Raw genomic sequence first — 22,945 nt, forward strand, 5'->3', positions numbered from 1 at the left:
CACCCGCATGCATGACCGCTGGCTGCCCTTTGCAGCGAGTCCGCTCAATCCAGTTTCTTGCCCGCCGTCTCCTTCACCATGGCAATGGCCACCAGCGAAATGAGCCCGGTCCCGATCACATACCAGGCCGGTCCCAGGTTGGAGCCAGTCGCCTTGACCAGCCAGGTGGCGATGAGCTGCGAGAAGCCGCCAAAGATCGACACACCCAGTCCGTAGCACAGCGCCAGTCCGGTCGCTCGCACGCGTCGGGGGAACAGTTCGGTCATCATGACCACGCTGGAGACGGAGGTAAACACCATCGGAATGGTCATCATCGTCACCGCCGTGAACAGCCCTATGCCGCTGCGCAGATGGTTCATCAGCATGAAGGCCGGGAACACCAGCACGATCAGCGCCAGGCGCGACCAGGTGGCCACCGGCTTGCGACCGAGGCGGTCGGTCAGGATGCCGGCCAGGGCGCACAGCAGCAACTGCAGCAGGCCGGCCAGCCACGAGGCCCACAGCGCCAGCGAGAACGGCATCTGCAGCACGGCCTTGGCATAGGTGGTGATGTAATGCATCACGATGTAGTTGGCCGAGGTGCCGCCGATGACGATGGCCGTGCCCAGCAACAGCGGCTTGCGATGCATCTGCAGGATCTCGCTCAGGGCGCCCGGGGTGCGCTTGCCCTGCTGGCCTGGCGCCGGGGCATGTTCCACCTCGGCGGTCTCGTCGAGGAAGCGGCGGATGTAACTGCCGATGGGCACCAGCAGCAGGCCGACCACGAACGGCAGGCGCCAGCCCCAGCTTTCCAGTTGTTCGGTGCTCAGCGCATAGGTCAGCAGCAGGCCCACGCCGGAGCCGACCAGCGTGCTCAAGGCCTGGCTGAACAATTGCCAGCTGCTGTAGAAACCGCGCGTCTTGTCGTCCGCGTATTCCAGCAGCATGGAGGTAGAGGCCCCCACTTCGCCACCCACCGCAAAACCCTGGATCATGCGTCCCGCGATCATCAGCAGCGGCGCCGCCAGGCCGATCTGGGCATAGGTCGGGACCACGATGAAAATGGCCGAGCCCACTGCCATGAGCCACAGGCTCAGCGTCATGGCCGGCTTGCGGCCACGCCGGTCGGCGAACTGGCCCATGATCACGCCGCCCAGCGGACGCATCAGGAAGCCCACGCCAAAGGTGGCCAGCGACATCATCAGCGAGCCCCATTCCGACGTGCTGGGGAAAAACTGGCGACCAATGATCGCAGCGAAGTAGGTATAGATCGAAAAGTCGAAGAACTCCAGGCCATTGCCGATGGTGATGGCGGCGATCTTCCTGGTCTTGGAAACCGGGGCCGGGGTGACAGCGGCGCTGGCGGCGGCGGAGGGGCTGTGGCTGTTCATGGTGTGGGCGGCTCTGCTGTGATGAGTTTGTTGTTCGTTGGCAGCGCGCTGCGGCGTCGAACCGCAGCACGCCGGTCTCCTCTCTGGCGGATCAGACCTCCAGCGGCGCGTCCGACAGGAAGCGCTGCGTCAGCTTGACCCAGTAGCTGGCCGCCAGCGGCAAGATGCCGTCATTGAAGTCGTAGCGCGGGTTGTGCACCATGCAGCCACCGCTCTCTCCTTCGCCGTTGCCGATGATGAGGTAGCAGCCCGGGCATTGCTCCAGCATGAAGGAGAAATCCTCGCTGCCGGTCAACGGCTGGACATTCTCGATGAACGCCTCCGGCCCCAGCCAGTCGCGCACCACGCCTTCGGCGAAGGCGGTCATGCCCGGATCGTTCTGCAGCGGAGGATAGCGCCACTGGTAATCCACCTCCGCACGCGCGCCCATGGCCTGGGCCTGGGTCTGCGCCAGTTCGATGATGCGCTGGCGCAGCAGAGCGCGCACCTCGGGCGAATAGGCGCGTACCGACAGGCGCAGTTCGGCGGTCTCGGCAATCACGTTGGGAGCGTTGCCGGCGTGCAGGGCCCCCACCGTGACCACCGCCATCTGGCGCGGATCGACATTGCGCGCCACCACGCTCTGCAAGGCCACCACCAGGTAGGACGCCACCAGGGTGGCGTCGACCGTGATATGCGGCATGGAGCCATGGCCACCGTGGCCGATGATCTTGATGATGATCGTATCCGACGAGGCCATGAAAGCCCCCGGCAAGGTGCCAAACTTGCCCACCGGATAGCCGGGCATGTTGTGGAAGGCGAACACCCCGTCGCAGGGGAAGCGCTCGAACAATCCATCCTCGACCATCTTGCGCGCGCCGCCCAGACCTTCTTCGGCAGGCTGGAAGATCAGGTGCAGGGTGCCGTCGAAATCGCTGTCCTTGAGTTCGCGGGCGGCCGCCAACAGGCTGGCGGTGTGTCCATCGTGGCCGCAGGCATGCATGGTTCCGCCATGCTGGCTGGCATAGGGCAGCCCGGTCTCTTCGTGGATCGGCAGGGCGTCCATGTCGGCACGCAGACCGAGGCGGCGCGGGCCATTGCCCTTTTTCAGGGTGCCGACCACGCCGGTGCCGCCCAGGCCGCGATGGACTGCATAGCCCCACTCGGCCAGCTTGCCGGCCACCAGCTCGCTGGTGGCGTGTTCCTCGAAGGCCAGTTCAGGGTGGGCGTGAATGTGATGGCGCAGGGCCACGCTTTCCTGCAGGTGGTGCAGGATGCCTGGCACGAGCGCGGAAGTGGTCGGATGCTTGGTCATGGCGAGTCTCTGGGTAGTGGGATACGGCCCTGCCGGCAAGCCCTGGCGCAGGCACTGGCATGGTCGGTCTTGCCATGCAGCATGCGTACCAAAAGCGTTCCCGACAGGCGGAACAGGTGGGACGATACGGCGTGGGCGGTACGGAAATGATTTACGCCAATGCCCGCAACACAGCGCCCTTCCTGGTCCGGCAAGTGTGCAGGCATTGCGCGGCGGCGTCGCGTCAACGGCTCGTTGACATGTAAAGATCCGGTTGAATGGAAAAAAAGATGCGCGAATCCGGTGCAGCGTTTATCCTCGCCGCAACCCTTTTCGATGCCCCCCAGCCTCCCAACGTTGCCCGCGAGGACAGTGATCCCATGGTGCGCCCTCCCGAACTCAAGCTGCAGCAGTTGCAATACCTGATCGCCATCGCCGAGCATGGCGGCCTGCGCCCCGCTGCCCAGGCGCTCAACGTGACAGCGGCCGCCGTCAGCAAAGGCCTGCAGGAGCTTGAGAACACCGCCGGTACGCGGCTGATGCAGCGCCAGGCCCAGGGCTTGCAACTGACCGCTGCGGGCCGCAAGCTGCTCACCCGTGCACGCCTGATCCAGTGCGAACTCGACCAGGCCATGCAGGAGCTCAGCGCCGCGCGCGCCAGCAGCCGCATCCGTTTCACCGTCGGGGTCGCGCCGTGGATCTCGCTGACCCTGCTTACGCCGACCCTGCTGCGCTTTGCGCAGATGCGGCCGGACGTGAGCCTGAGTCTGAGCGACATCTTCGGTTCGGACTATGCCGCTCTGCGAGACGGCAGCATGGACCTGGCTATCGGCCTGGCTCCGCTTGAACAAGGCAGCGGCGAACTGGCCGCGCGACCGCTGTTTTCCTACGAGCATGCGATTGCCTGTCGCCGTGGCCATCCGTTGCAGCAGGCGCGCCATCTGGAAGAACTGGCGGGCCAGTCGTGGCTGCTCACCCATGAGATCACCCAATACACCCCACCCCTGCGCGACTTCTTCCAGACCTATTACGGCGAAGGTGCGCCCCTCAACGGCGGGCAGTTGCACCAGTACCGGTCACTGCAAATGTTGGAACTGATCTGCAACAGCGACCTGCTCACCGTCGTCCCCTGGCCGGTCATCGAGTCCGGTCGCCAGCACCATCCGCTAGACGCTCTCACCCTCAAGGAAAAGATACCGGCCAGCATCGCCTGCTACGTCACCCGCAAGAACACCCCCATCCAGGGCTGCGTCAGCGATTTCGTCGCAGCCATGATGCACGTGCTCACCGACGAGGCCACCCGCAGCCGCTTCCTGCATCCGCGCGTGTTGCGTTCGCTGGACGTGATCGCACCACGCTAGAACCCATTTCATCAATCGGCGTGAGCTGCGTTCTAGCCGGCGCGTCCATGCATCTGGTAGCCTAGCCGCGATACGTCGTCAGCCACCCACCTCATCGCCGAGCACTATGAACCTGCGTTTCGTCGAGGCCTTCCACTGGGCCGCCTCGCTCAAGAGCATCACCCGCGCCGCCGAGAAACTGCACATCACGCAGTCGACCATGTCCAGCCGCATCGCCTCGCTGGAAGAAGAACTGGGCGTGGTGCTGCTGGACCGCCGCGAAAAACAGTTCCGCCTCACCGTGGCCGGCCAGCGCTTCCAGCGCCTGGCCGTCAAGCTGCTGGACATGCAACGCCAGATCCGCCAGGAACTGGGCGGCCACAGCGCCGGGCCGCTGGTGCTGCGCATCGGCAGCATCGAGTCGGTGGTGCATAGCTGGCTGCCCGCATGGCTGCAGGAAATCCGCAGCCGCTATCCCGACTTCGCCCTGGAACTCACCGTGGAAACCTCGCCGGTCCTGACCGAACAGATCCGGCGCGGCGCCCAGGACCTGGTCTTCACCTCCACGGTCGGCAGCGATACCGCCGTGCGCTCGCGCCTGATGACGCCGATGGAGATGGTCTTCGTCGGCCACCGTGAGCGCTTCGGCACCCGCGCCCATACGCTGGAAGAGCTGGCTGCGCACGACCTCATCACCTTCCAGCGTGGCTCGCAACCGCACCAGGGACTGCTGCAGCTGTGCCAGGAATGGGGCGTGGCCAATCCACGCATCCACGCCATTTCCTCCATCTCGGCCATGGTGCAGCTGGTCGAAGGCGGCTTTGGCGTGGCCACCCTGCCGCGCGCCTCGGTGCGCGAACTCACGCGCCGCCTGCCGCTGCGCATCCTGCGCTGCCAGGCGCAACTGCCCGCCTTGCAGATCCACGCCAGCTATCGCGAAGATCCCAGCTCCAGCCTGGCTGAACTGGTGCTCGATTCGGCGCTGGAACATGCCCGGCGCGCACAATCCAAAGGCCGTACCGCAGAAAAATGACACCCTGGCATGGAAATCGCTATAGTGATTTTTCCACTGTCCTCATCGAATAAATCGATAACAAAAGATATAAATTTTTTGTTGGACGCTCTCCCGGTACGCTCCTAACATCGGCTCCATTCCAATAAGGAGACCGCCATGCCAGAGACTGCCACTGCCTTGTCCACCGCACCGCATCAGCCTGCCCCACCGCCCGTCCTGTCGTCCGCATCCACCGCGCTGGAAGTGCGCCTGGCCGCCCGCAGCGGCGCGTTTACCGGCCACACCAGCGGCGTGGCCAGCGCCCATGTGCAGGTCAACCTGGCGATCCTGCCTGCTGCGCTGGCCGATGACTTTCTCGCCTTCTGCGAACGCAATCCCATTCCCTGTCCTCTGCTGGCCGTCTCGGAACCCGGCTCCCCGGCCCTGCCCGCGCTGGGCCTGGACCTGGACGTGCGCAGCGATGTGCCGCGCTATCACCTGTGGCGCCATGGCGAACGCGTGGCCGAGGTGAGCGACCTGCGCGAAGTGTGGCGCGATGACCTGGTCACATTCGCACTGGGCTGCTCCTTCTCCTTCGAACATGCGCTGCTGGCCGCCGGCATTCCGCTGCGTCACGTGAGCGAAGGCCGCAACGTGGCCATGTACCGTACCAACATCCCGACCCAGCCGGTGGGCGTGTTCCAGGGACCGACGGTGGTCTCGATGCGTCCATTGAAGGCGGCCGACGCCATCCGCGCCATCCAGATCACCGCGCGCACCCCGCAGGTGCATGGTGCACCAATCCATATCGGCGACCCGGCCCTGATCGGCATTGCCGATATCGACCATCCCGATTATGGCGAGGCGGTGGATATCCGCGCCGATGAGCTGCCGGTGTTCTGGGCTTGCGGGGTCACGCCCCAGGCCGCCATCGTCGCCGCCCGGCCCGAATTCTGCATCACCCACGCACCCGGTTACATGCTGGTGACCGACAAGCTCAATAGCGAACTGCTGCTCGAAGCGCAGGCCTAGCGCCTGCGCGACCTATCGTTTTCCATCACCGGCTGCGCTTGCTTCGCCTGGCCGGCTGATGCCGCACGTCAGTGATTTACATACTTTGATTACGGGGGATCATCATGTGGCTGCAAGAAACAACGACATCCGAGCGGCGCACGCTCACGGCGACCTTCACCGGCTATGCGGTGGATGGTTTTGATTACATGATCTACACCTTCCTCATTCCCACGCTCCTGGCCGCGTGGAGCATGAGCAAGGCCGAAGCCGGCTACATCGCCACCGGCGCCCTGCTGACCTCGGCCATCGGCGGCTGGGCCGCAGGCGTGCTGGCCGACCGCTATGGCCGGGTGCGGGTGCTGCAATGGACGGTGCTGTGGTTTGCGTTCTTTACCTTCCTCTCCGGCTTCACCACGTCCTTCGGCCAATTGTTCTTCACCCGCGCCATGCAGGGTTTCGGCATGGGGGGTGAATGGGCGGTCGGTTCGGTGCTCATTGCCGAGACCATCTCGGCACGCCATCGTGGCAAGGCCTCGGGGCTGGTGCAGAGCAGTTGGGCGGTCGGCTGGGCCGCTTCTGCGCTGGCGTTCTGGGGTGTCTATGCGGTGCTGCCGCCGGAGACCGCATGGAAGGTACTGTTCTGGATCGGCGTGCTGCCAGCCCTGCTGACGCTCTACATCCGCCGCGCCATCAGCGAGCCCGCCGTGTACCTGGCCACCCAGGCCCGGCTGCGCGAGAGTGGCCAGCGCGGCAATTTCCTGCGCATCTTCCATCGCGACCTGCTGCGCACCACCTTGCTGGCGAGCCTGCTGGCCACTGGCATGCAGGGCGCGTATTACTCGGTGACCACCTGGCTGCCGACCTTCCTCAAGACCGAACGTCACCTGTCGGTGCTGGGCACCAGCACCTATCTGCTGGTGCTCATTGGCGGCTCCTTCTGCGGCTACCTGACCTCGGCCTGGCTGTCCGACACCATCGGTCGCCGCCGCTGCTTCATGCTGTTTGCGGCCATGGGAATCGTGCTGGTCTTGAGCTATACGCAGTTGATCATCACCGATGCCTGGATGCTGGCGCTGGGCTTTGTGCTGGGCTTCTTCCTGTCGGGGATTTTCTCGGGGATGGGGGCTTATCTGTCTGAACTTTTCCCCAGCGATGTGCGCGGTTCGGGACAAGGGTTCTGCTACAACTTCGGACGTGCGGTCGGGGCGATCTGTCCGGCCCTGGTGGGCTATCTCAGCAACAGCCTGCCGCTGGGACAGACCATAGGCTGGATTGCGGCCGGATGTTACGGACTGGTCATCGTGGCTTGCCTGATCCTGCCGGAGACACGGGGCAAGGAGCTGGAGGCGGTGGCGGCCATCAGTTGATCCGCCTCCAGGCCTGCTCTATTCAGTTTCAATACGCGTAGAGCAGCCGCACACCAAGCATGTTGAGCCTGGGACCGTTTTGCACCTGCAGATCCTGGCTATACTGGGCTTGCACCTGAACCTGTTTGGTCACGAAGGATGCCCAGGTCAGTGTGATGTTGGTATCGCGCTTGCTACCAGCCAGGGTAGTGCCTGCCAGCGTTTCCTTCGCGCCGACCGCATAGCGCAGGGATCCTGCGATATGCGTGGCTTGGCTGATGTGATAACGCAGATGGAGGAAGGCGCGGCCCAGCGGGTCCTTGCGCGCGCCCGTATCGCGGCGGTCCTGGTAGAACTCGGTCTGGCCAATCAGGTCCACCGTCCAGTTAGGCGCCAGGCGGCGGATGTAGCCCACCTGCAGGTCGGCAGCCCAGCGATCATCGCTGATGGCAAAGCCCTTGTTCTTGTCGGCGCCCGTGGGTGCGGTGATGAAGATGCTGTATCCCAGATGCTCGCCACCGGCGAGGTCGGCAATGGTCCACAACGTACCGCCCACGACGATATCGCCGATACCGGACGCGCTGCTCCCATCCAGGCCCACGGTCTGGCGGGCGAACGGGATGATGATCTGTGGATCAATGGTATAGCCACCCAGCTTCATGAAATGCACGTGCCGCAACAGGCCAAGGCGCAGGTTCAGATCCAGATCACGCGGCAAGCCGACCTTGTTGCCGTTGGCATAGGTGCTGTCAGCGCGCAAGTTCTGCAAGTAAAGCATCGTCAGATCTGTTCCCGCCGGCAGCGCCGTATAGTCGCCGGGGTCGGGCGTGGAGGCGGCCTGGACGGCGGCGCCCTGACCGATGGTGAAGGCAGCCAGCAGCATGCTGGCCATCAATGGCTTGCTGATATTCATGACGTCTCCCTCTGTGCAGGACTCGCGCAGCACGGACGAGCGTCGTCCCGGCGCGGTGGCCTGTCTGGTTTGATGAAGTGATGCGGTGAAAAAGACCGTGCGCTGCCGCAGGCGAACGCACGGAAAAAGGAGGATCAGGCGCTACGGGCGCTGGCCTTGATCATGTCGGCAGCCTTTTCTGCAATCATGATGGTGGGAGCGTTGGTATTTCCCGAGGTCACCATGGGCATGATCGATGCATCGACCACGCGTACTCCCTTGAGACCATGCACTTTCAGTTCATGATCCACCACGGCCATCGGCCCCTTGCCCATGGCGCAGGTGCCGACCTGATGGTGGTAGGAGACGACCGCGCTGCGAACGTAATCGGCCAGTTGCGCATCGCTCTTTTTGTCCTCGCCCGGAAAGACTTCCTTGCCGCGCCACTGCGCCAGCGCAGGTTGACGAGCGATCTCGCGCATCTGCTTGATGCTGGCCACCAGCGTCTGCACGTCGTAATCCGTTGCCAGCACGTTGGGGTCGAGGGAGAGCGGATCATTGACACCGGCTCCGGTCAGTCGCAGTTCGCCGCGACTGGTCGGCATCACGCAGGCCGCACACAGAGTAAACGCGTTGGCCGGCCCCTTCTGCTCTGGCGTGTAATACGGCACGTTGAAGAACAGCGGTTGCATGTCCGGCCCCGGCAGGGAAGGATCGCTCTTGGCAAACAACTGCGCATGCAAGACCGTGATCGACGGGTCATCGGGAGCCGGTATCGCTTGCTTGCCCTCGTAGATGACCGGGACCAGCATATGGTCATGCAGGTTCTTGCCCACCCCGGGCAGCTTGTGCAGAACGGGGATATTGAATTGACGCAGCTGCTGCTCTTCTCCCACGCCGGAGAGCATCAGGATGCGCGGCGACTCGATGGTGCCGCCACTGAGCAAGGCCTCGCGCCGCACACCGACCTTGCGCATCCGCCCTTGCTGTTCGTATTCGACGCCGGTGACGCGCTTGCCCGAAAGAATCAGCTTGCGCACCCGTGCATGCGTGATGAGGGACAGATTCGGACGCTCCAGCGCGGGGCGCAGGAAGGCCACTGCGGTACTGTCACGCTTGCCGTTCTTGATGTTCAGATGATTGAATCCCACGCCCAGGATCTCGGCACCGTTGTGGTCGCCATTGAACGGATGGCCGGCCTCGACCGCCGCATCGACCATTGCCTTGGTCACCACATGGGGCTTGTAGTTGACGGTGACATGAAGCGGCCCGCCCACGCCGTGGAAGTCGTTGGCGCCCAGTTCATAGTCCTCGGACTTCTTGAAATACGGCAGCACGCTCTTGTAGGACCATCCCGGATTGCCCAGCTTTTCCCAGGCGTCATAGACCGAGGCATGCCCGCGCACGTAAATCATGCCATTGAGCGAGCTGCTGCCGCCTAGTGTCTTGCCACGCGGCCAGAACAGGCGGCGCCCCTGGGCATGCCGTTGCGGCACGGTATCGTAGGCCCAGTCGTATTGGCTCTTCCACAATTCGATCAGGCGTAGGGGGGTGGAGATCGCTTCCGAATCATCCGGCCCGCCCGCTTCCAGCAGCAGCACGCGCACCTTGGGATCTTCGGTGAGGCGATTGGCCAGTACGCATCCGGCCGATCCTGCACCCACGATGACGTAATCAAAACTTCCGTTCAGATCATCCGCTGCATTGACTCGCGCGCCAGGCAAGCCTGCCACCATCAGCGTGCCGCTGGCAATCCCGAGGGTCTTAAGGAAGCGACGGCGCGATGGTCCACTGCTCTTTTTCTTGTCGTTCATGTTGTCTCCAAATACTTGGTTTTGTTGTCGATGTACTGCCTTGCTGCCACGCCTGCATCAGGCCATGAGGACCGTGATGACCTTCTCTTCCGTATAGGCCAGCACGCCCGCCAGCCCGCATTCCCGGCCAATCCCGCTGGACTTCACACCACCCCAGGGCAAATGCGGATCGATGGGCGCCCAGCAATTGATGCCCACCGCCCCTGCCTTGACGGCGTGCGCGATCTCGTGGGCGCGCGCCACATCGCGGGTCCAGACAGTGGCCCCCAGACCGTAGCGGCTGTCGTTGGCCAGACTGATCGCCTCTTCCTGTGTATCGAAGGCGATGATGGTGCCGACGGGGCCAAAGATTTCTTCCCGCGCGATGCTCATGTCGTTGCGCGCGCCACTGAAGATGGTGGGCCGCACGAACAAGCCAGCGCCCGCCTCGCTGGGACCGCCGGCCAGCAGCTGCGCTCCTTCTTCGATGCCGCGCCGGATATGGGCGTTAATGCTGTCGAATTGCTGGCGCTTCGCCACCGCCCCCATTTGCACGCCTTGCTGGCTGGGGTCGCCGACCTTGATCGCATCGGCAATCGCAGCCAGCGCCTGGGCGACCTGCTGCGCCACCTCGCGATGAACAAGAATGCGCGAACCGGCGGCACAGACCTGTCCCTGATTGAAAAACAAGCCCATCGCGCAGCCCTGCACCGCGCGTTCCAGGTCGGCGTCGGCGAAGATGATCTGCGGGCTCTTGCCGCCCAGCTCCAGTGATACGCGCTTGAAATGAGCACCGGCCAACTGCTGGATCTGGCGGCCGACAGCAGGACTTCCGGTGAACGTGACCTTGTCCACGCCTGGGTGTTCGCACAAGGTGGCGCCAACTACATTGCCGCGACCAGTGACTACATTGACCACGCCGTCGGGGATACCGGCTTCGCGGCACAGGAGCGCCAGGTGCAAGGCCGATGCCGGAGTCTCCTCGGCCGGCTTGATCACGACCGTACAGCCGGCGGCCAGCAAGGGACCAACTTTCCAGCAAGTGATCATGAAGGGGGTATTCCAGGGAACGATGGCGGCGACCACGCCCACCGGCTCACGCCTGGTGTAGGACAGCGTTGCCATTCCCATATAGCCATCGGTGGGGATGGTACGGCCTTCGATCTTGTCGGCCCAGCCGGCGGAGGTGCGCAGTGTGCCCAGTGCATTGGGCAGATCCAGCAGTGTGGGTTCGATGCCTGGACGGCCGATGGCCTGCGCATCCATGGCAGCGATCAGCCCGGCATCACGTTCCACCAGATCAGCCAGCCGTTGAATCAGTTGGCCCCGCGCCGCGCCCGACAGCCGGCTCCAAGCGCCACCATCGAGTTCACGCCGCGCCGCCCGCACGGCACGATCGACATCCTCGGCAGTCCCCGCAGCCAGGGATCCAGCCAGGGATTCGCTCACGGGATCGATCAGGGGAAGGGTCTGGCCATCCGAGGCCGCGACGGCGCAGCCGTCGATGAAATGCAGGTAGTCCTTGCTTGCCATGGGCTTGTCTCATCCTTGTTATGAAATACGGATGAGAACAGTATTAGCGTAACTGCCAAAAACGGATATTGCGAAGATTCGCGTATATGGTATGTGCGGGGACGCGGCCACGCATCAGACGGCGCCGAGTACTACGGAGGATGGCGGGGAAGGCCCGGTCAGGAATAGTGCTTGCGCAGCAGCTCGCCCAGCATGCCCATCATGCGGGCCGTGGAGCGCGCCCCCAGCTTGTCACGGATGCTGCGCAGGCTGTGGTCCACGGTAGAGAAGGAACGATCGAGCTGGCGCGCGATTTCCTTATAGCTCAATCCCTGCACCACCAGGCGCGCCACCCGCAACTCGGCGGCGGTCAGCCGTACCGGCGCTGGTGCGACCAAGGCAATGGAGGACTCATCAAGCTGACGGGCGGTGTTGAAAATGGGGCTGAGGACATCGTTGGCGAAATGCCCGATCTGCTCGCACTGGGTGGCCTGCCAACGCTTGCGTTCCTTGGTCCAGTCACAGCAGATGAGCGCAATGGCGCCGCGATCATCGTGCAGGGCGACAGCCAGCTTGGCCTTGGTATCCAGCGCCAGCAACTGTTGCCGGAGGGGATCGGAAAAGCGCCGGTCTTCGGTGATGCTCCCATAGAGGACGGGCTGGCGCGAATCCAGCACAGCCCGCACCGCCGGGGCCGATGCGTCAATGGCGACGCCCACTGAACTGACGATGGGAAGGTCGCCGCGCAAGGCTTCGACCTCTGGCTGGTAGACGGCATCCGCGCCATATTGCCGGGTAAACCCGCCATCGACGCGGTCGGCATCCACCCTCTGGCGTAGCCACTGCAATGTCAGCTGCCAGCAGTGCCGGGCATCGTCCAGGTAGAGCAAAAGATGGGCGGCAAGATCGGATGCGCCGGTGAGAGCGTCGTACTTGCGATGATCATCAATGCGCTGGCGCAAACTGCGCTGCGCTTCAATGATGGCGTTGCTGTCCATGCTGGTGTCTCCTTGCCATTCATGAGCATCGATCCGGTATCGGACCGATTGTTTTTGTCATGATGGCCGATGGTCAGCGATTGTGCCTCTTCGATGCGTCCGGCACAAGAGCCGGCCTCTGCCGCGCAGACAAGTGTAGATTGCGTTGCACAGCGATGACACTAGGGCCTGTTCACATTCAATCTGTGACTCACAGATTGAATGTGAACAGGCCCTAGAAGACAGTGAAGCACGATTACCTCCCGATCACGGCGCCAATGCCCAGAGTCTTTTCGAAATGCCCCACCGCCGCCCGCACCTTGGCCGAATGCTCCCGGCTGCGCTGCCATACGATATGCAGAGGCAAACCCGGGGTCACCTGGGCCGGAGGAACGATCACCAGACTGCCTTGGTGCAATTGCTGTTCCACCACCCAGGTCGCCAGCTGGGCGATGCCTAGTCCCGCCTGCACCGCCGTCACCTGCGCTTCGGCCTGGCCGGGGATGATGCGACCCTCCACATGCTGGCGTACTGCTGGCTTACTGGCGGCATGGCGGCGCTGGTGGCCAGACTGTCGACGCTCCGCCAGCAGCGAGCTACTGCCCCCTAGCCCGCCCGCTATTTCCTCGCAACAGGCCGGTGCAATGCCGGCCTCTTTCCTCCTGCCCGGCATGCTCCCGCCTGCTACCGCCCTCTCCTCTGACTGCACCCGCCTGCTGGCAGGCTCTGCTGCCACACTGCTATCTTCCTCCTGCCGTATACTTGCAAACATCTTGCAAGCCATTGCAAACCTCCTGCAACTCGCCGCAGTCCTGCTGGTCTGACCCACCCGCGCCCCGTCACAAGAATAATCACCTGCTGCCTCTCATGGAAATCGTCTTCACCGTTTTGATCCTGCTGCTGGCCGTAGCCGTCTCCGGCGTCGTAGCCCGGCTGGCGCCCTTCAAGCTGCCCCTGCCGCTGTTCCAGATCGCGCTGGGAGCGGTGCTGGCCCTGCCCATGTTCGGGCTGCGCATCAGCTTCGATCCTGAATTGTTCCTGCTGCTGTTCATCCCGCCGCTGCTGTTCACCGACGGCTGGCGCATGCCCAAGCGCGAGTTCTTCCGGCTGGCGCGCCCCATCCTGGCGCTGGCGCTGGGCCTGGTCATGTTTACCGTGGTCGGGGTGGGCTATTTCATCCACTGGATGATCCCGGTCATCTCGCTGCCCTCGGCCTTTGCGCTGGCCGCCGTGCTCTCGCCCACCGATGCCGTGGCGGTCTCCTCCATCGTCGGCAAGGGGCGCTTGCCGGCCTCGATGCAACATGTGCTCGAGGGTGAGGCGCTGATGAACGATGCCTCGGGCCTGGTGGCCTTCAAGTTCGCCATTGCGGCAGTCATCACCGGTACCTTCTCGCTGCTGGACGCCAGCATTTCCTTCGTGCTGATCGCCGCCGGCGGCGTGGCGGTGGGCCTGATCGTGGCCTGGGGCTTCGGGCTGATCCGCCGCAAGATCATCGAATGGGCCGGCGATGAACCGGGCATCCAGGTGGTCTTGCTGCTGCTCATCCCTTTCACGGCCTACATCTTCGCCGAACACTTCGGCCTCTCGGGCATTCTCGGCGCGGTCGCGGCGGGTATGCTGATGCCCTATCTGGAAACCGCCGGCGGCGAGTCGGCCGCTACCCGGCTGCAGGGGCGCAGCATCATGACGATGCTGGAATTCGTCTTCAACGGCATGTCCTTCCTGCTACTGGGCCTGCAATTGCCGGGCATCGTCAGCCTGGCCCATGTGGATGCGCAGATGGCCGGCAATGTGCCGGTGTGGCACCTGTTCGTCTATATCGTCGCCATCACGCTGGCGCTGGTGGTACTGCGTTTCGTCTGGGTCTGGATCAACCTGCGCATGCGCCGCTTTGCCTCGGCGCTGCGCGGCCAGAGCGGGCGCAATCGCAAGTTCGACCTGCGCCTCATCAGCATCACGGCGCTCTCCGGGGTGCGCGGGGCGATCACGCTGGCCGGCGTGATGTCGATTCCGCTGCTGCTCAAGGAACATACGCCCTTCCCGGCGCGCGACCTGTTGATCTTCCTGGCCACCGGGGTAATCGTCTGCTCGCTGCTGCTGGGCAGCCTGCTGCTGCCATGGATGCTCAAGGACCTGCAACTGGATGCCGAGGTCAAGCGCCGCCGCGCCGAAGAGATGATGGCCCGGCTGCGCCTGTCGGAGGCGGCCGTGCGCAGCATCGAGACGGCCCAGGAACGCATCGGCATGAACCTCGACGAGAACGACCTGGCCCTGCTCACCGAAGTCAGCGGCAGCCTCCTGGCGACCTACCGGATGCGGATGAATGCCGAAAGCGATTCGGAAGAAACCCAGCGCGCCGCCAACCGATTCAAGCAGTTCGAGCGCGAACTGCGTCTGGAGGCGATCCGCGCCGAGCGGCTGGAAGTGCACTACCTGCGCGCCGAGCAGCGCATCAATGACGAGACCTTCCTGATGCTGATCAACCAGATCGACATGGCCGAGACCTGGCTATTGGGCTCGCTCAACGCCCCCGGCCAACATCACTGAGCGCACTGGGCGCTTCGGAAAACCAAGGCAAGCAAGCACAAAGCCCGCATCGCCACTGCTCATGGCGATGCGGGCTTGGTCGCAGATGAAGGGGATTCAGGCGACCGAATTGACGGTCGTGCCGATGATATCGCCAGTCGCATTGCGCGAAGCCTGCTCGCGGCGGCTGCGCTCCTGGCGGGCGTTTTCGGCGCGGGTTTCATCGCCCTGGATTTCTTCCAGGCGGCGCTGCTCGGCCTTGACCGCTGCAGCAGCCTCTTCGGCGCGGCGCACGGCGACCGGATCATTGGCCTTGCCCGTGGTGGGCGCATTCCCATTGGGGTCGGAGACGACGGCGTTGACGGCGGAGGCGATGTCCATGGCCATGATGGGCTCCTTTGATACGAAGGACGAGAAATGAGTGCTGGTGGCGACAAGATGTGCCGTCCAGTGGTGTGAATGTCCCCTATCTTACGCCCATTGCCGCGCTCTGCCACAGGAAAAACCTGACATCGCCCATTTTTTGCGCTGACGCCACCTTCATTCTTGCCTGCGTGGCAAGAAATCACGGAGGGTCGATATCAGCCTGGAAACTTCCTTATCAGGACGGCACGACGGTTCAGTGGCAATCCGGCACGTTCTGGTCGAGGTAGACCTCGAAGGCGACGTTATTGACCCACTTCCGGATGGCATTGAGCCAGAACGCATCGTTCCATCTGGCCGCTGCCTGGCGGGCTGCTGTGAGGTCGGCGGGGTCATTGCCGCGCATTTGCAACACCAGAACCTGGCGGCTCACCGGGGCCAGCTGGGCGGAGAATTTCTTCCACTCGGGCAGCTTGAGCAAGACTTTCAGGAGGGCGTCGTCGTGTACGGCGGCGTCACACTGGCCGATGCGCACGGCCAGCAGCGAATCGGCCGGGGCCGGCATCACTTTTTCGATGGCGCCGTAGCGCGCGCTGAGGGTGCCGACATAGGGAGAACCGCTGGAGACACAGACGGTGCGGCCCTTGAGGTCATCCCATTTGCGGATGGTGGTATCGCTGCGCATGATGGCCATGCCGCCGGCGCTGTAGCCGGTCGGGATGAGGGTGGCGTCGGCGGCGCTGGCCTGGGCCGGGTCCACGCGCGTGAGCACGACATCGGGACGCACCCCCTTGAGCGCGGCGCGGTCGGTCGCGTTGGGCTGCAGATCAGCCTTGCGCTTCCATTGCGCGGCAAGATCCTCGGCCAGCACGGTGGCGATGTTCTCCGGTGTGCGGAATTTCATGCCGCCCTTGTAGACCGGCGGTACGTGGTCCAGCCCGATGCGCAATGGCTCGCTGCGGCTCGCGTCATCGAGCACGCCTGCCTGGGCGGCTCCGATCAGCAGGCAGACCGACGTGAGCAGCGTGTAGCGGTAAAGGGCGCGCATGGATGGGCTAGCCTTAGACGTACTGGTACTTCAGCAGACGATGCTTGAGGTTTTCCAGGATCACCTGGTCGATCAGTGCGGCCAGGATGGCGATGGTCAGAATATTGGCCATCACGCCGACCATGTCGGCAGTCTCGCCCGAATAGGCCAGCGTGCGGCCCAGGCCCTTGCCGAAGCCCACCAGCATTTCCGCCGAGATCAGCGCGCGCCAGGCGTTGCCGAAGGCCAGCTGGGCGCCGGTGATCAGTTCCGGCATCACCGCCGGCAGGTAGACCCGGCGCAGCATGGACAGGCGCGAGGCGCCCATCACGCGGGCCGCCGAGACGTGGACCTGCTGCACGCTCTCGGTGGCGTTCATCACCGACAGCGCCGCCGGGAAGAAGGCGGCGATGGCCACCACCACCACGATGGGCAGATTGCCAAAGCCCATCAGGATCAGAAACAACGGCACCCAGGCAATCGAGGGAATCGATTGCAGGATCACGATGGCCGACTTCAGCACTTCACGGAAGAAGAACAGCACCGCACCGATCAGCCCGAAGCCGATGCCCAGCACCAGCGCCGAACCATAGCCCATGCCCAGGCGATAGAGGCTGCCGAAGAGCGCTGCGCGGAAATTGCTGGACTGCACCTCTTCCCACAGCCGCGCCGCCACCGAAGGCACGCCCGGCATCAGGAAGGACGGCAGCGACCACGCCGCGATCTGCCACATCAGGAGGATGAAGACGATGGCCAGCACCATGGCCAGCTTCTTGCGGATACCGGTAACGCGACGCTGAGAGCTCATAAGGACAGGAAAGACAATGGCCGGACACGGTCCGGCCAGATTAAAAAAACACAAAAACTACTTCGGCACAACATCCCAAACCGTTCGGACTGAGTAGGCCCGAGAGGGCCTTATCGAAGACGCTCCGGCGCTCACAGCTTGCGCGCGTTCTGCCACGACAGGTCGGTGATGGAGTTCACGTCAAAGGGCTTGCCGTCACGGGTCTTGAGCGAACCTTGCGATTGCAGGATATCGGCGATCTCCTGCATGCGGTCCTGGTCCTTCTTGCTGATCTTGGGCGTAAAGGTCTGGCTCTTGATGGCGTCGCGGATCACGTCTTCGCGCAGCATCTCGCCATGCTTCAGGGTCTTCAGTGTAGGTTCGGCGATGAAGTAACCGGCGATCAGCTTGGAGGCTTCGGCGGGCTTTTTCTGCAGCAGGGTGATGGCGTCGCGCTGGGCGTCGAGCGACTTCCAGACGGCCTCGCGCTTCTTCTTCAGGGTTTCGCCGGAAGTGATGACCACCATGCAGGGGAAGGGCCAGACTTCGCCGATTTCATAGACCTGCTTGACCGGCGCGATCAGTTGCGCGATGCGCGCCTGCGGTTCGAACAGGAAGGCGGCATCGACGCGCTTGCCCACCAGCGACTGCACCGCCACCTGGGGCGAGACGCCCATCACATTGACGTCATCGGCCTTGATGCCGGCGTCGCGCAGCACCACGCCCTTGAGCACGGTGTCGGCGGTGCTGCCCTCGGCCTGCGAAGCCAGGGTCTTGCCCTTCAAGTCAGCCACTTTGTTAATGCCGGAGTCTTCACGCGCCACCAGGGCGTGATAGCCCAGTTGGGCGCCGCCGACCACCTTCAGGTCCGCGCCCTTGGAGGCCCAGGCCACGGCATTGGAGAAACCGAACACACCGCTGTCGAGCTGGCCGCCGACGATGGCCTTGACCAGGTCCGTGCCGGACTTGAACTCGATCAGTTCCACGTCCAGGCCGTACTTCTTGTAGAGACCCGCTTCATAGGCGGCCATGGCTTGCGCATCGTCCATGACGCGCAGGTAGCCGATCTTGAATTTTTCCAGGGCCAAGGCGTTGCCGGAAAATGCCAGGGCGGCGGCGGTGATGGCTGGCGCCAGGATGCGTGCGAGTTTCATACTCCTACCCCTTCAAGGTTTTTGGCAAATTCGTCCTGCTCGGCGTGGATGCCCAGCAGGCAGAGGATTTCGCGGCGGATGGCCGCAAATTCGGACAGGTCGTGCGTCTTTTCGTGATGCACGAGATTGAATTCCTTCAAGACCTTGGCCGGACGCGGGCTGAACACGAAGATGCGGTCGGCCAGGAACAGCGCCTCATCCACATCGTGGGTCACCAGCACCACGGTCGGGCCTTGCTGGCGGATCAGGTCGCGCAGGGCGTCCTGCAGGGTCATGCGGGTAAGCGCATCGAGGGCGCCAAAGGGTTCGTCCAGCAGCAGCGCTTTGGGCTGCGAGATGAAGGCGCGCGCCAGGGCGGCGCGCTGGCGCATGCCGCCGGAGACCTGGTGCGGGTAATAGTGTTCGAAACCCTTGAGCTTGACGTTTTCCAGCCAGACGCGGGCCTGCTCGGCGGCCTTCTTCTTGTCCACGCTCTGGAATTCCAGCGCCAGCGCCACGTTCTGCTGCAGGGTCAGCCAGGGATAGAGCGCGTTCTCCTGGAACATCAGGGTGTGCTCGGGATGGGGGCCGCGGATGGCCTGACCGTCACCGGCGACGCTGCCGCTGCTGGGCTTTTCCAGGCCTGCGGCCATGTGCAGCAGGGTGGACTTGCCGCAGCCAGAGGGGCCGACCAGCGCGACCAGCTCACCCGATGCGATCTCGCGGGTGAATTCCTCGATCACGTGCAGGTCGCCGAAATGCTTGGCGACATTATTGAAAGATAGCTTCATGTGGTCCTGCGGATGATCCGCGCCAGGGATGGGTGGAACGGGAAGGAGCGCCAGCCCGCTGCACGGGCGCCACGATGGGCCGCTGCGGTCTCCCCCTTTTATTCAGGCATGCACTGTACTGTTGCCCGCTATGCAAAACAACTACTTAATAATCGTATGCTTATTCGTATTTCGAATAAGAAAGCAGCCGAAATTGCATAAGGCCGTCAGGCTTTCGTCAGTTTCCACTCCGACAACAAGCTCTGCACGTCCGGATAGCGCAGGCGCACGCCCAGTTCTTCCTTGATGCGGCGGTTATGCAGCCGGCGCGACTCCGACATGAACGACAGCATCATAGGCGAGACGCTGCGTTCCAGCTCGGCACGCGGCAGCCGGGGCGGGCGCGCCAGGCCGGCGGCATCGGCCACGGCGTCGAAGTAGTCGCCCATCTTCAGCTCGGTATCGTCCACCGCGTGGTAGAGGCGATTGGGCGCGCCCAGGCGCAGAGCGGCCAGGCTGACGCGGGCCAGGTCATCGGCGTGGATGTGGTTGGTATGTACGTCTTCCTGCGCCAGCAGGGCGGGCAGGCCCTTGTGCAGGCGCTCCAGCGGCAGGCGGTCGGCCGCATAGATGCCCGGCACGCGCAGGATGGAAAGCTTGCCGTGACGCCGCCGCGCCCAGGCCCGCAGCACCGTTTCGGCATCGACCCGGCGCACGGCGCGGGTGTTCTGTGGATTGACCCGGCGCGTCTCGTCGAAGCTTGCGCCAGCGCAATCTCCGTACACGCCCGTGGTGCTGATATAAACCAGGCGCGCGCCCTCGGGTAAAATGGCGGCCAAATTGCGGGTACGGCGGTCGATGCGGCCCTCGGACTGCGGCGGCGCCAGGTGCACGATGGTCGGCGCCAAGCGCGCCAGGCGGCCCAGCGTCAACGGGGCGTCCAGGTCGGCTACGATGGGGACGGCCCCGGCGGCGCGCAGTTCGGCGCAGCGCTCGGGGTGGCTGGTCACGGCCAGCACGCGGTAGCGCGGCAGCAGCAGCGGCAGCAGCCGCAGGCCGACATCGCCGCAGCCCAGGATCAGTACGCGGGGCAGGCCCAGTTTTTTCACGGTATTCAATCCAAATTTATCCAGAAGCAGAATTGTATGAGTTTCCAAGTCACAGTCCAGCCTAGCGGTCGCCAATTCACCTGCGACGCCGACGAATCCATCCTCACCGCCGCCATCCGCGCCGGTGTGGGCCTGCCCTACGGCTGCAAGAACGGCGCCTGCAGCTCCTGCAAGGGCAAGCTGGTGTCCGGCCAGGTCGAGCACGGCCCGCACCAGGAGCGCGCCCTGTCGGCGCACGAGCAGCAGCTGGGGATGGCCCTGTTCTGCGTGGCCAAGCCGCAGAGCGATGTCACGATCGAAGCGCGCGAGGTGGCCGGCGCGGGCGATATCCCGGTGCGCAAGCTGCCGGTGCGCGTGGCCAAGCTGGACAAGGTGGCCGACGACGTCATCATCCTTTCGCTGCAACTGCCGGCCAATGACCGCCTGCAATACAAGGCCGGCCAGTACGTGGAATTCCTGCTGCGCGACGGCAAGCGTCGCAGCTACAGCATGGCCACCGCCCCGCACAAAGATGAGCACATGAGCCTGCACATCCGCCACCTGCCCGGAGGGCTGTTCACCGACCAGGTCTTCACCACCCTGAAGGAACGCGACATCCTGCGCATCGAAGGCCCGCTGGGTACTTTCTTCCTGCGCGAGGATTCGGACAAGCCAATCATCCTCCTGGCTTCCGGCACCGGCTTTGCGCCCATCAAGGCCATTGTCGAGCAGCTGGAACATGCGGGCTCCAAGCGTCCGGTGACCCTGTACTGGGGCGGTCGCCGCCCGCAGGACCTGTACATGAACGCCCTGTGCCAGCAATGGGAACAGGACCTGCCCGACTTCAAGTACGTGCCGGTGGTCTCCAACGCCCAGGCCGAGGACAACTGGAGCGGCCGCACCGGCTTCGTCCACCGCGCCGTGATGGAAGACTTCCCCGACCTGTCGGGCCACCAGGTCTATGCCTGTGGCGCACCCATCGTGGTGGAATCGGCACAGCGCGACTTCAGCGCCCAGTGCGGCCTGCCGGAAGACGAGTTCTATGCCGATTCCTTCACTTCCGAAGCCGACCTGGCCAAGGCAGTGTCGGACAGCCCGGCCGCCTGACGGGCCGGCTGCGGGGGCCGATGCTGTCATGCCGGCGTCACGCGCATTTGCGAAGATGCCGCGCAAGCCTGATGCCGTGCGGCCCGGCGAGATGCGCTGAAATTGCAACGGTAACCCGCCCGATGCGCCTGCAAGCGGCTCCGGCGGGAAATTTCTTTTTGACGCTCTGCGCAAAACGTCCTAAACTTCACCGCATGATCGCCAACGCCACATTCTTACGACGCCGCAGCCAACCTGAGAAAGGTTTGCTGCTGCGCGCGTGAAGTGAAACGAATCGCGAAGCCACAGGCAAACCCTGTGGCTTTTTTTTATTCGCCATTTTGGGTCTGTCGTGCGCCTGCCGCCTAGCGCTTAGTGCTCATGTGTCAGCAACGGTCTGCACCACCCTCCCAACCACCCTATTCTTGCAGGAGCCTATCGATGCAATACAGCCAGTCCGACGCCAACAAGCTGATGTACGTCACCAACCGCCCCGAGCTGGTCTTTACCGAAGGCCATGGCATGTGGCTGACCGACCATAACGGCAAGCGCTATCTCGACTACCTGCAAGGCTGGGCGGTCAACACCCTGGGCCATGCCCCGCAGTGCATCGCCGACGCCCTGGCCGCGCAGAGCAAGAAGCTGATCAACCCCTCGCCGGCCTTCTACAATGAGCCTTCCATCGAACTGGCCAAGCTGCTGACGGCCAACTCGGTGTTCGACCGCGTCTTCTTCGCCAACAGCGGCGGCGAAGCCAACGAAGGCGCCATCAAGCTGGCCCGCAAGTGGGGCAAGAAGAACCCGGCAGCCGACGGTTCGGCGCGCTTCGAGATCATCACCTTCAAGCACAGCTTCCACGGCCGCACCCTGGCCACCATGTCGGCCAGCGGCAAGGACGGCTGGGACACCATGTTCGCCCCGCAGGTGCCGGGCTTCCCCAAGGCCGTGCTCAATGACCTGGACAGCGTCAAGGCGCTCATCGGCGAGCACACCGTGGCCGTGATGCTGGAGCCGGTGCAGGGCGAAGGCGGCGTCATCCCCGCCTCCAAGGAATTCATGCAGGGCCTGCGCAGCCTGACCAAGGAAAAGAACCTGCTCCTGATCGTCGATGAAGTGCAAAGCGGTATGGGCCGTACCGGCCAGCTGTTCGCCTACCAGCACTCCGGCATCGAACCGGACATCATGACCCTGGCCAAGGGCATCGGCGGCGGCGTGCCGCTGGCCGCGCTGCTGGCGCGTGAGGAAATCGCCTGCTTCGAAGCCGGCGAACAAGGCGGCACCTACAACGGCAACCCGCTGATGACCGCCGTGGGCGTGGCCGTGATCAAGGAACTGTTGAAGCCCGGCTTCATGGAATCGGTGCGCGAGCGCGGCCAGTACCTGCGCCAGCGTTCGCTGGAAATCTCCGAGAAGTACGGCTTTGAAGGCGAGCGTGGCGAAGGCCTGCTGCGCGCCCTGCAACTGGGTCGCGACATCGGCCCGCAGATCGTCGAAGCCGCCCGCAACCTGGAGCCGGTGGGCCTGCTGCTGAACTCGCCGCGCCCCAACCTGCTGCGCTTCATGCCGGCCCTGAACGTGACCAAGGAAGAAATCGACCAGATGTTCTCCATGCTGGAAGACGTCCTGGCCAAGATCGGGAAGTAAGCGATGA

20 protein-coding genes are annotated in these 22,945 nt (G+C 63.8%); 7 read left to right on the forward strand and 13 right to left on the reverse strand.

Features of this window, described 5'->3' with window-relative positions; genetic code table 11:
- Positions 1-44: 44 nt before the first annotated feature.
- Positions 45-1,370 (reverse strand): MFS transporter, encoded by a 1,326-nt coding sequence (locus BGK68_RS24065; protein WP_075259146.1) that lies wholly within the window; start codon positions 1,368-1,370, stop codon positions 45-47.
- A gap of 91 nt (positions 1,371-1,461) precedes the next feature.
- Positions 1,462-2,664 carry a M20 aminoacylase family protein gene (locus BGK68_RS24070; RefSeq protein ID WP_075259147.1) on the reverse strand — a complete coding sequence of 401 codons (1,203 nt, stop codon included), beginning with the start codon at positions 2,662-2,664 and terminating at the stop codon, positions 1,462-1,464.
- A 359-nt stretch (positions 2,665-3,023) separates the two neighbouring features.
- Between BGK68_RS24070 and BGK68_RS24080 the strand changes: the two genes are divergently transcribed.
- The 4 genes from BGK68_RS24080 (at position 3,024) to BGK68_RS24095 (ending at position 7,358) form a co-directional block, all read left to right on the forward strand.
- Entirely contained in the window at positions 3,024-4,004 is a 981-nt protein-coding gene (locus BGK68_RS24080; RefSeq protein ID WP_158035512.1) for a LysR family transcriptional regulator, read from the forward strand.
- 106 nt (positions 4,005-4,110) lie between these two features.
- Positions 4,111-5,016 carry a LysR family transcriptional regulator gene (locus BGK68_RS24085; protein ID WP_075259150.1) on the forward strand — a complete coding sequence of 302 codons (906 nt, stop codon included), beginning with the start codon at positions 4,111-4,113 and terminating at the stop codon, positions 5,014-5,016.
- Between the two features lie 138 nt (positions 5,017-5,154).
- Positions 5,155-6,009 (forward strand): putative hydro-lyase, encoded by an 855-nt coding sequence (locus tag BGK68_RS24090; protein WP_075259151.1) that lies wholly within the window; start codon positions 5,155-5,157, stop codon positions 6,007-6,009.
- A gap of 104 nt (positions 6,010-6,113) precedes the next feature.
- Entirely contained in the window at positions 6,114-7,358 is a 1,245-nt protein-coding gene (locus tag BGK68_RS24095; RefSeq protein WP_075259152.1) for an MFS transporter, read from the forward strand.
- Positions 7,359-7,386: 28 nt separating this feature from the next.
- Here the strand turns inward: BGK68_RS24095 and BGK68_RS24100 are convergent, their stop codons facing one another.
- From BGK68_RS24100 to BGK68_RS28570, 5 genes are all read right to left on the reverse strand, one after another.
- Positions 7,387-8,250, reverse strand: coding sequence for a transporter (locus BGK68_RS24100; RefSeq protein WP_083657885.1), 864 nt, complete (start codon positions 8,248-8,250; stop codon positions 7,387-7,389).
- A 134-nt stretch (positions 8,251-8,384) separates the two neighbouring features.
- Positions 8,385-9,965: a GMC family oxidoreductase N-terminal domain-containing protein gene (locus BGK68_RS24105; RefSeq protein WP_075259981.1), complete on the reverse strand. Its 1,581-nt coding sequence runs from the start codon at positions 9,963-9,965 to the stop codon at positions 8,385-8,387.
- Between the two features lie 135 nt (positions 9,966-10,100).
- Positions 10,101-11,555 carry an aldehyde dehydrogenase family protein gene (locus BGK68_RS24110; RefSeq protein WP_075259153.1) on the reverse strand — a complete coding sequence of 485 codons (1,455 nt, stop codon included), beginning with the start codon at positions 11,553-11,555 and terminating at the stop codon, positions 10,101-10,103.
- Positions 11,556-11,713: 158 nt separating this feature from the next.
- Complete coding sequence (locus tag BGK68_RS24115) at positions 11,714-12,532, reverse strand: helix-turn-helix transcriptional regulator (protein WP_075259154.1); 819 nt, start codon at positions 12,530-12,532, stop codon at positions 11,714-11,716.
- Positions 12,533-12,767: 235 nt separating this feature from the next.
- The gene (locus BGK68_RS28570; protein ID WP_075259155.1) at positions 12,768-13,295 is read right to left on the reverse strand and encodes a LysR substrate-binding domain-containing protein; all 528 of its coding nucleotides are present in this window, start codon (positions 13,293-13,295) and stop codon (positions 12,768-12,770) included.
- An 83-nt stretch (positions 13,296-13,378) separates the two neighbouring features.
- Between BGK68_RS28570 and BGK68_RS24125 the strand changes: the two genes are divergently transcribed.
- Complete coding sequence (locus tag BGK68_RS24125; protein WP_075259156.1) at positions 13,379-15,061, forward strand: Na+/H+ antiporter; 1,683 nt, start codon at positions 13,379-13,381, stop codon at positions 15,059-15,061.
- Positions 15,062-15,157: 96 nt separating this feature from the next.
- Here BGK68_RS24125 and BGK68_RS24130 read toward each other — a convergent pair whose 3' ends face one another.
- From BGK68_RS24130 to BGK68_RS24155, 6 genes are all read right to left on the reverse strand, one after another.
- Entirely contained in the window at positions 15,158-15,427 is a 270-nt protein-coding gene (locus BGK68_RS24130) for a hypothetical protein (protein ID WP_075259157.1), read from the reverse strand.
- Between the two features lie 232 nt (positions 15,428-15,659).
- Positions 15,660-16,451, reverse strand: a complete 792-nt coding sequence (locus tag BGK68_RS24135; RefSeq protein ID WP_075259158.1) for a type 2 periplasmic-binding domain-containing protein — start codon at positions 16,449-16,451, stop codon at positions 15,660-15,662.
- A 13-nt stretch (positions 16,452-16,464) separates the two neighbouring features.
- On the reverse strand, positions 16,465-17,238 hold the full coding sequence (locus BGK68_RS24140; protein ID WP_075259159.1) for an ABC transporter permease: 774 nt from the start codon (positions 17,236-17,238) through the stop codon (positions 16,465-16,467).
- A 131-nt stretch (positions 17,239-17,369) separates the two neighbouring features.
- Complete coding sequence (locus BGK68_RS24145; RefSeq protein WP_075259160.1) at positions 17,370-18,371, reverse strand: ABC transporter substrate-binding protein; 1,002 nt, start codon at positions 18,369-18,371, stop codon at positions 17,370-17,372.
- On the reverse strand, positions 18,368-19,141 hold the full coding sequence (locus BGK68_RS24150; RefSeq protein ID WP_075259161.1) for an ABC transporter ATP-binding protein: 774 nt from the start codon (positions 19,139-19,141) through the stop codon (positions 18,368-18,370). Before BGK68_RS24150 ends, BGK68_RS24145 begins: the two co-directional genes overlap by 4 nt.
- A gap of 206 nt (positions 19,142-19,347) precedes the next feature.
- Complete coding sequence (locus BGK68_RS24155) at positions 19,348-20,229, reverse strand: SDR family oxidoreductase (protein WP_075259982.1); 882 nt, start codon at positions 20,227-20,229, stop codon at positions 19,348-19,350.
- A gap of 36 nt (positions 20,230-20,265) precedes the next feature.
- Here BGK68_RS24155 and BGK68_RS24160 point away from each other — a divergent pair, with 36 nt between their 5' ends.
- The gene (locus BGK68_RS24160; RefSeq protein WP_075259162.1) at positions 20,266-21,315 is read left to right on the forward strand and encodes a CDP-6-deoxy-delta-3,4-glucoseen reductase; all 1,050 of its coding nucleotides are present in this window, start codon (positions 20,266-20,268) and stop codon (positions 21,313-21,315) included.
- Positions 21,316-21,735: 420 nt separating this feature from the next.
- The gene (locus tag BGK68_RS24165; protein ID WP_075259163.1) at positions 21,736-22,938 is read left to right on the forward strand and encodes an acetylornithine transaminase; all 1,203 of its coding nucleotides are present in this window, start codon (positions 21,736-21,738) and stop codon (positions 22,936-22,938) included.
- Positions 22,939-22,945 lie beyond the last annotated feature (7 nt).

It is taken from the genome of Herbaspirillum camelliae (genome assembly GCF_001929405.1).
In the GTDB taxonomy this organism is placed as follows: domain Bacteria; phylum Pseudomonadota; class Gammaproteobacteria; order Burkholderiales; family Burkholderiaceae_D; genus Herbaspirillum; species Herbaspirillum seropedicae.

Excerpts from the sequence above, each read along its gene's own strand:
- BGK68_RS24125 (WP_075259156.1), top strand. The coding sequence starts at position 13,379 with ATGGAAATCGTCTTCACCGTTTTGATCCTGCTGCTGGCCGTAGCCGTC.
- BGK68_RS24140 (WP_075259159.1), bottom strand. The coding sequence starts at position 17,238 with ATGAGCTCTCAGCGTCGCGTTACCGGTATCCGCAAGAAGCTGGCCATG.
- BGK68_RS24105 (WP_075259981.1), bottom strand. The coding sequence starts at position 9,965 with ATGGTGGCAGGCTTGCCTGGCGCGCGAGTCAATGCAGCGGATGATCTG.
- BGK68_RS24150 (WP_075259161.1), bottom strand. The coding sequence starts at position 19,141 with ATGAAGCTATCTTTCAATAATGTCGCCAAGCATTTCGGCGACCTGCAC.
- BGK68_RS24070 (WP_075259147.1), bottom strand. The coding sequence starts at position 2,664 with ATGACCAAGCATCCGACCACTTCCGCGCTCGTGCCAGGCATCCTGCAC.
- BGK68_RS24110 (WP_075259153.1), bottom strand. The coding sequence starts at position 11,555 with ATGGCAAGCAAGGACTACCTGCATTTCATCGACGGCTGCGCCGTCGCG.
- BGK68_RS24130 (WP_075259157.1), bottom strand. The coding sequence starts at position 15,427 with ATGGCCATGGACATCGCCTCCGCCGTCAACGCCGTCGTCTCCGACCCC.
- BGK68_RS24115 (WP_075259154.1), bottom strand. The coding sequence starts at position 12,532 with ATGGACAGCAACGCCATCATTGAAGCGCAGCGCAGTTTGCGCCAGCGC.
- BGK68_RS24165 (WP_075259163.1), top strand. The coding sequence starts at position 21,736 with ATGCAATACAGCCAGTCCGACGCCAACAAGCTGATGTACGTCACCAAC.
- BGK68_RS24065 (WP_075259146.1), bottom strand. The coding sequence starts at position 1,370 with ATGAACAGCCACAGCCCCTCCGCCGCCGCCAGCGCCGCTGTCACCCCG.
- BGK68_RS28570 (WP_075259155.1), bottom strand. The coding sequence starts at position 13,295 with ATGGCTTGCAAGATGTTTGCAAGTATACGGCAGGAGGAAGATAGCAGT.
- BGK68_RS24160 (WP_075259162.1), top strand. The coding sequence starts at position 20,266 with ATGAGTTTCCAAGTCACAGTCCAGCCTAGCGGTCGCCAATTCACCTGC.
- BGK68_RS24095 (WP_075259152.1), top strand. The coding sequence starts at position 6,114 with ATGTGGCTGCAAGAAACAACGACATCCGAGCGGCGCACGCTCACGGCG.
- BGK68_RS24085 (WP_075259150.1), top strand. The coding sequence starts at position 4,111 with ATGAACCTGCGTTTCGTCGAGGCCTTCCACTGGGCCGCCTCGCTCAAG.
- BGK68_RS24135 (WP_075259158.1), bottom strand. The coding sequence starts at position 16,451 with ATGCGCGCCCTTTACCGCTACACGCTGCTCACGTCGGTCTGCCTGCTG.
- BGK68_RS24145 (WP_075259160.1), bottom strand. The coding sequence starts at position 18,371 with ATGAAACTCGCACGCATCCTGGCGCCAGCCATCACCGCCGCCGCCCTG.
- BGK68_RS24090 (WP_075259151.1), top strand. The coding sequence starts at position 5,155 with ATGCCAGAGACTGCCACTGCCTTGTCCACCGCACCGCATCAGCCTGCC.
- BGK68_RS24100 (WP_083657885.1), bottom strand. The coding sequence starts at position 8,250 with ATGAATATCAGCAAGCCATTGATGGCCAGCATGCTGCTGGCTGCCTTC.
- BGK68_RS24080 (WP_158035512.1), top strand. The coding sequence starts at position 3,024 with ATGGTGCGCCCTCCCGAACTCAAGCTGCAGCAGTTGCAATACCTGATC.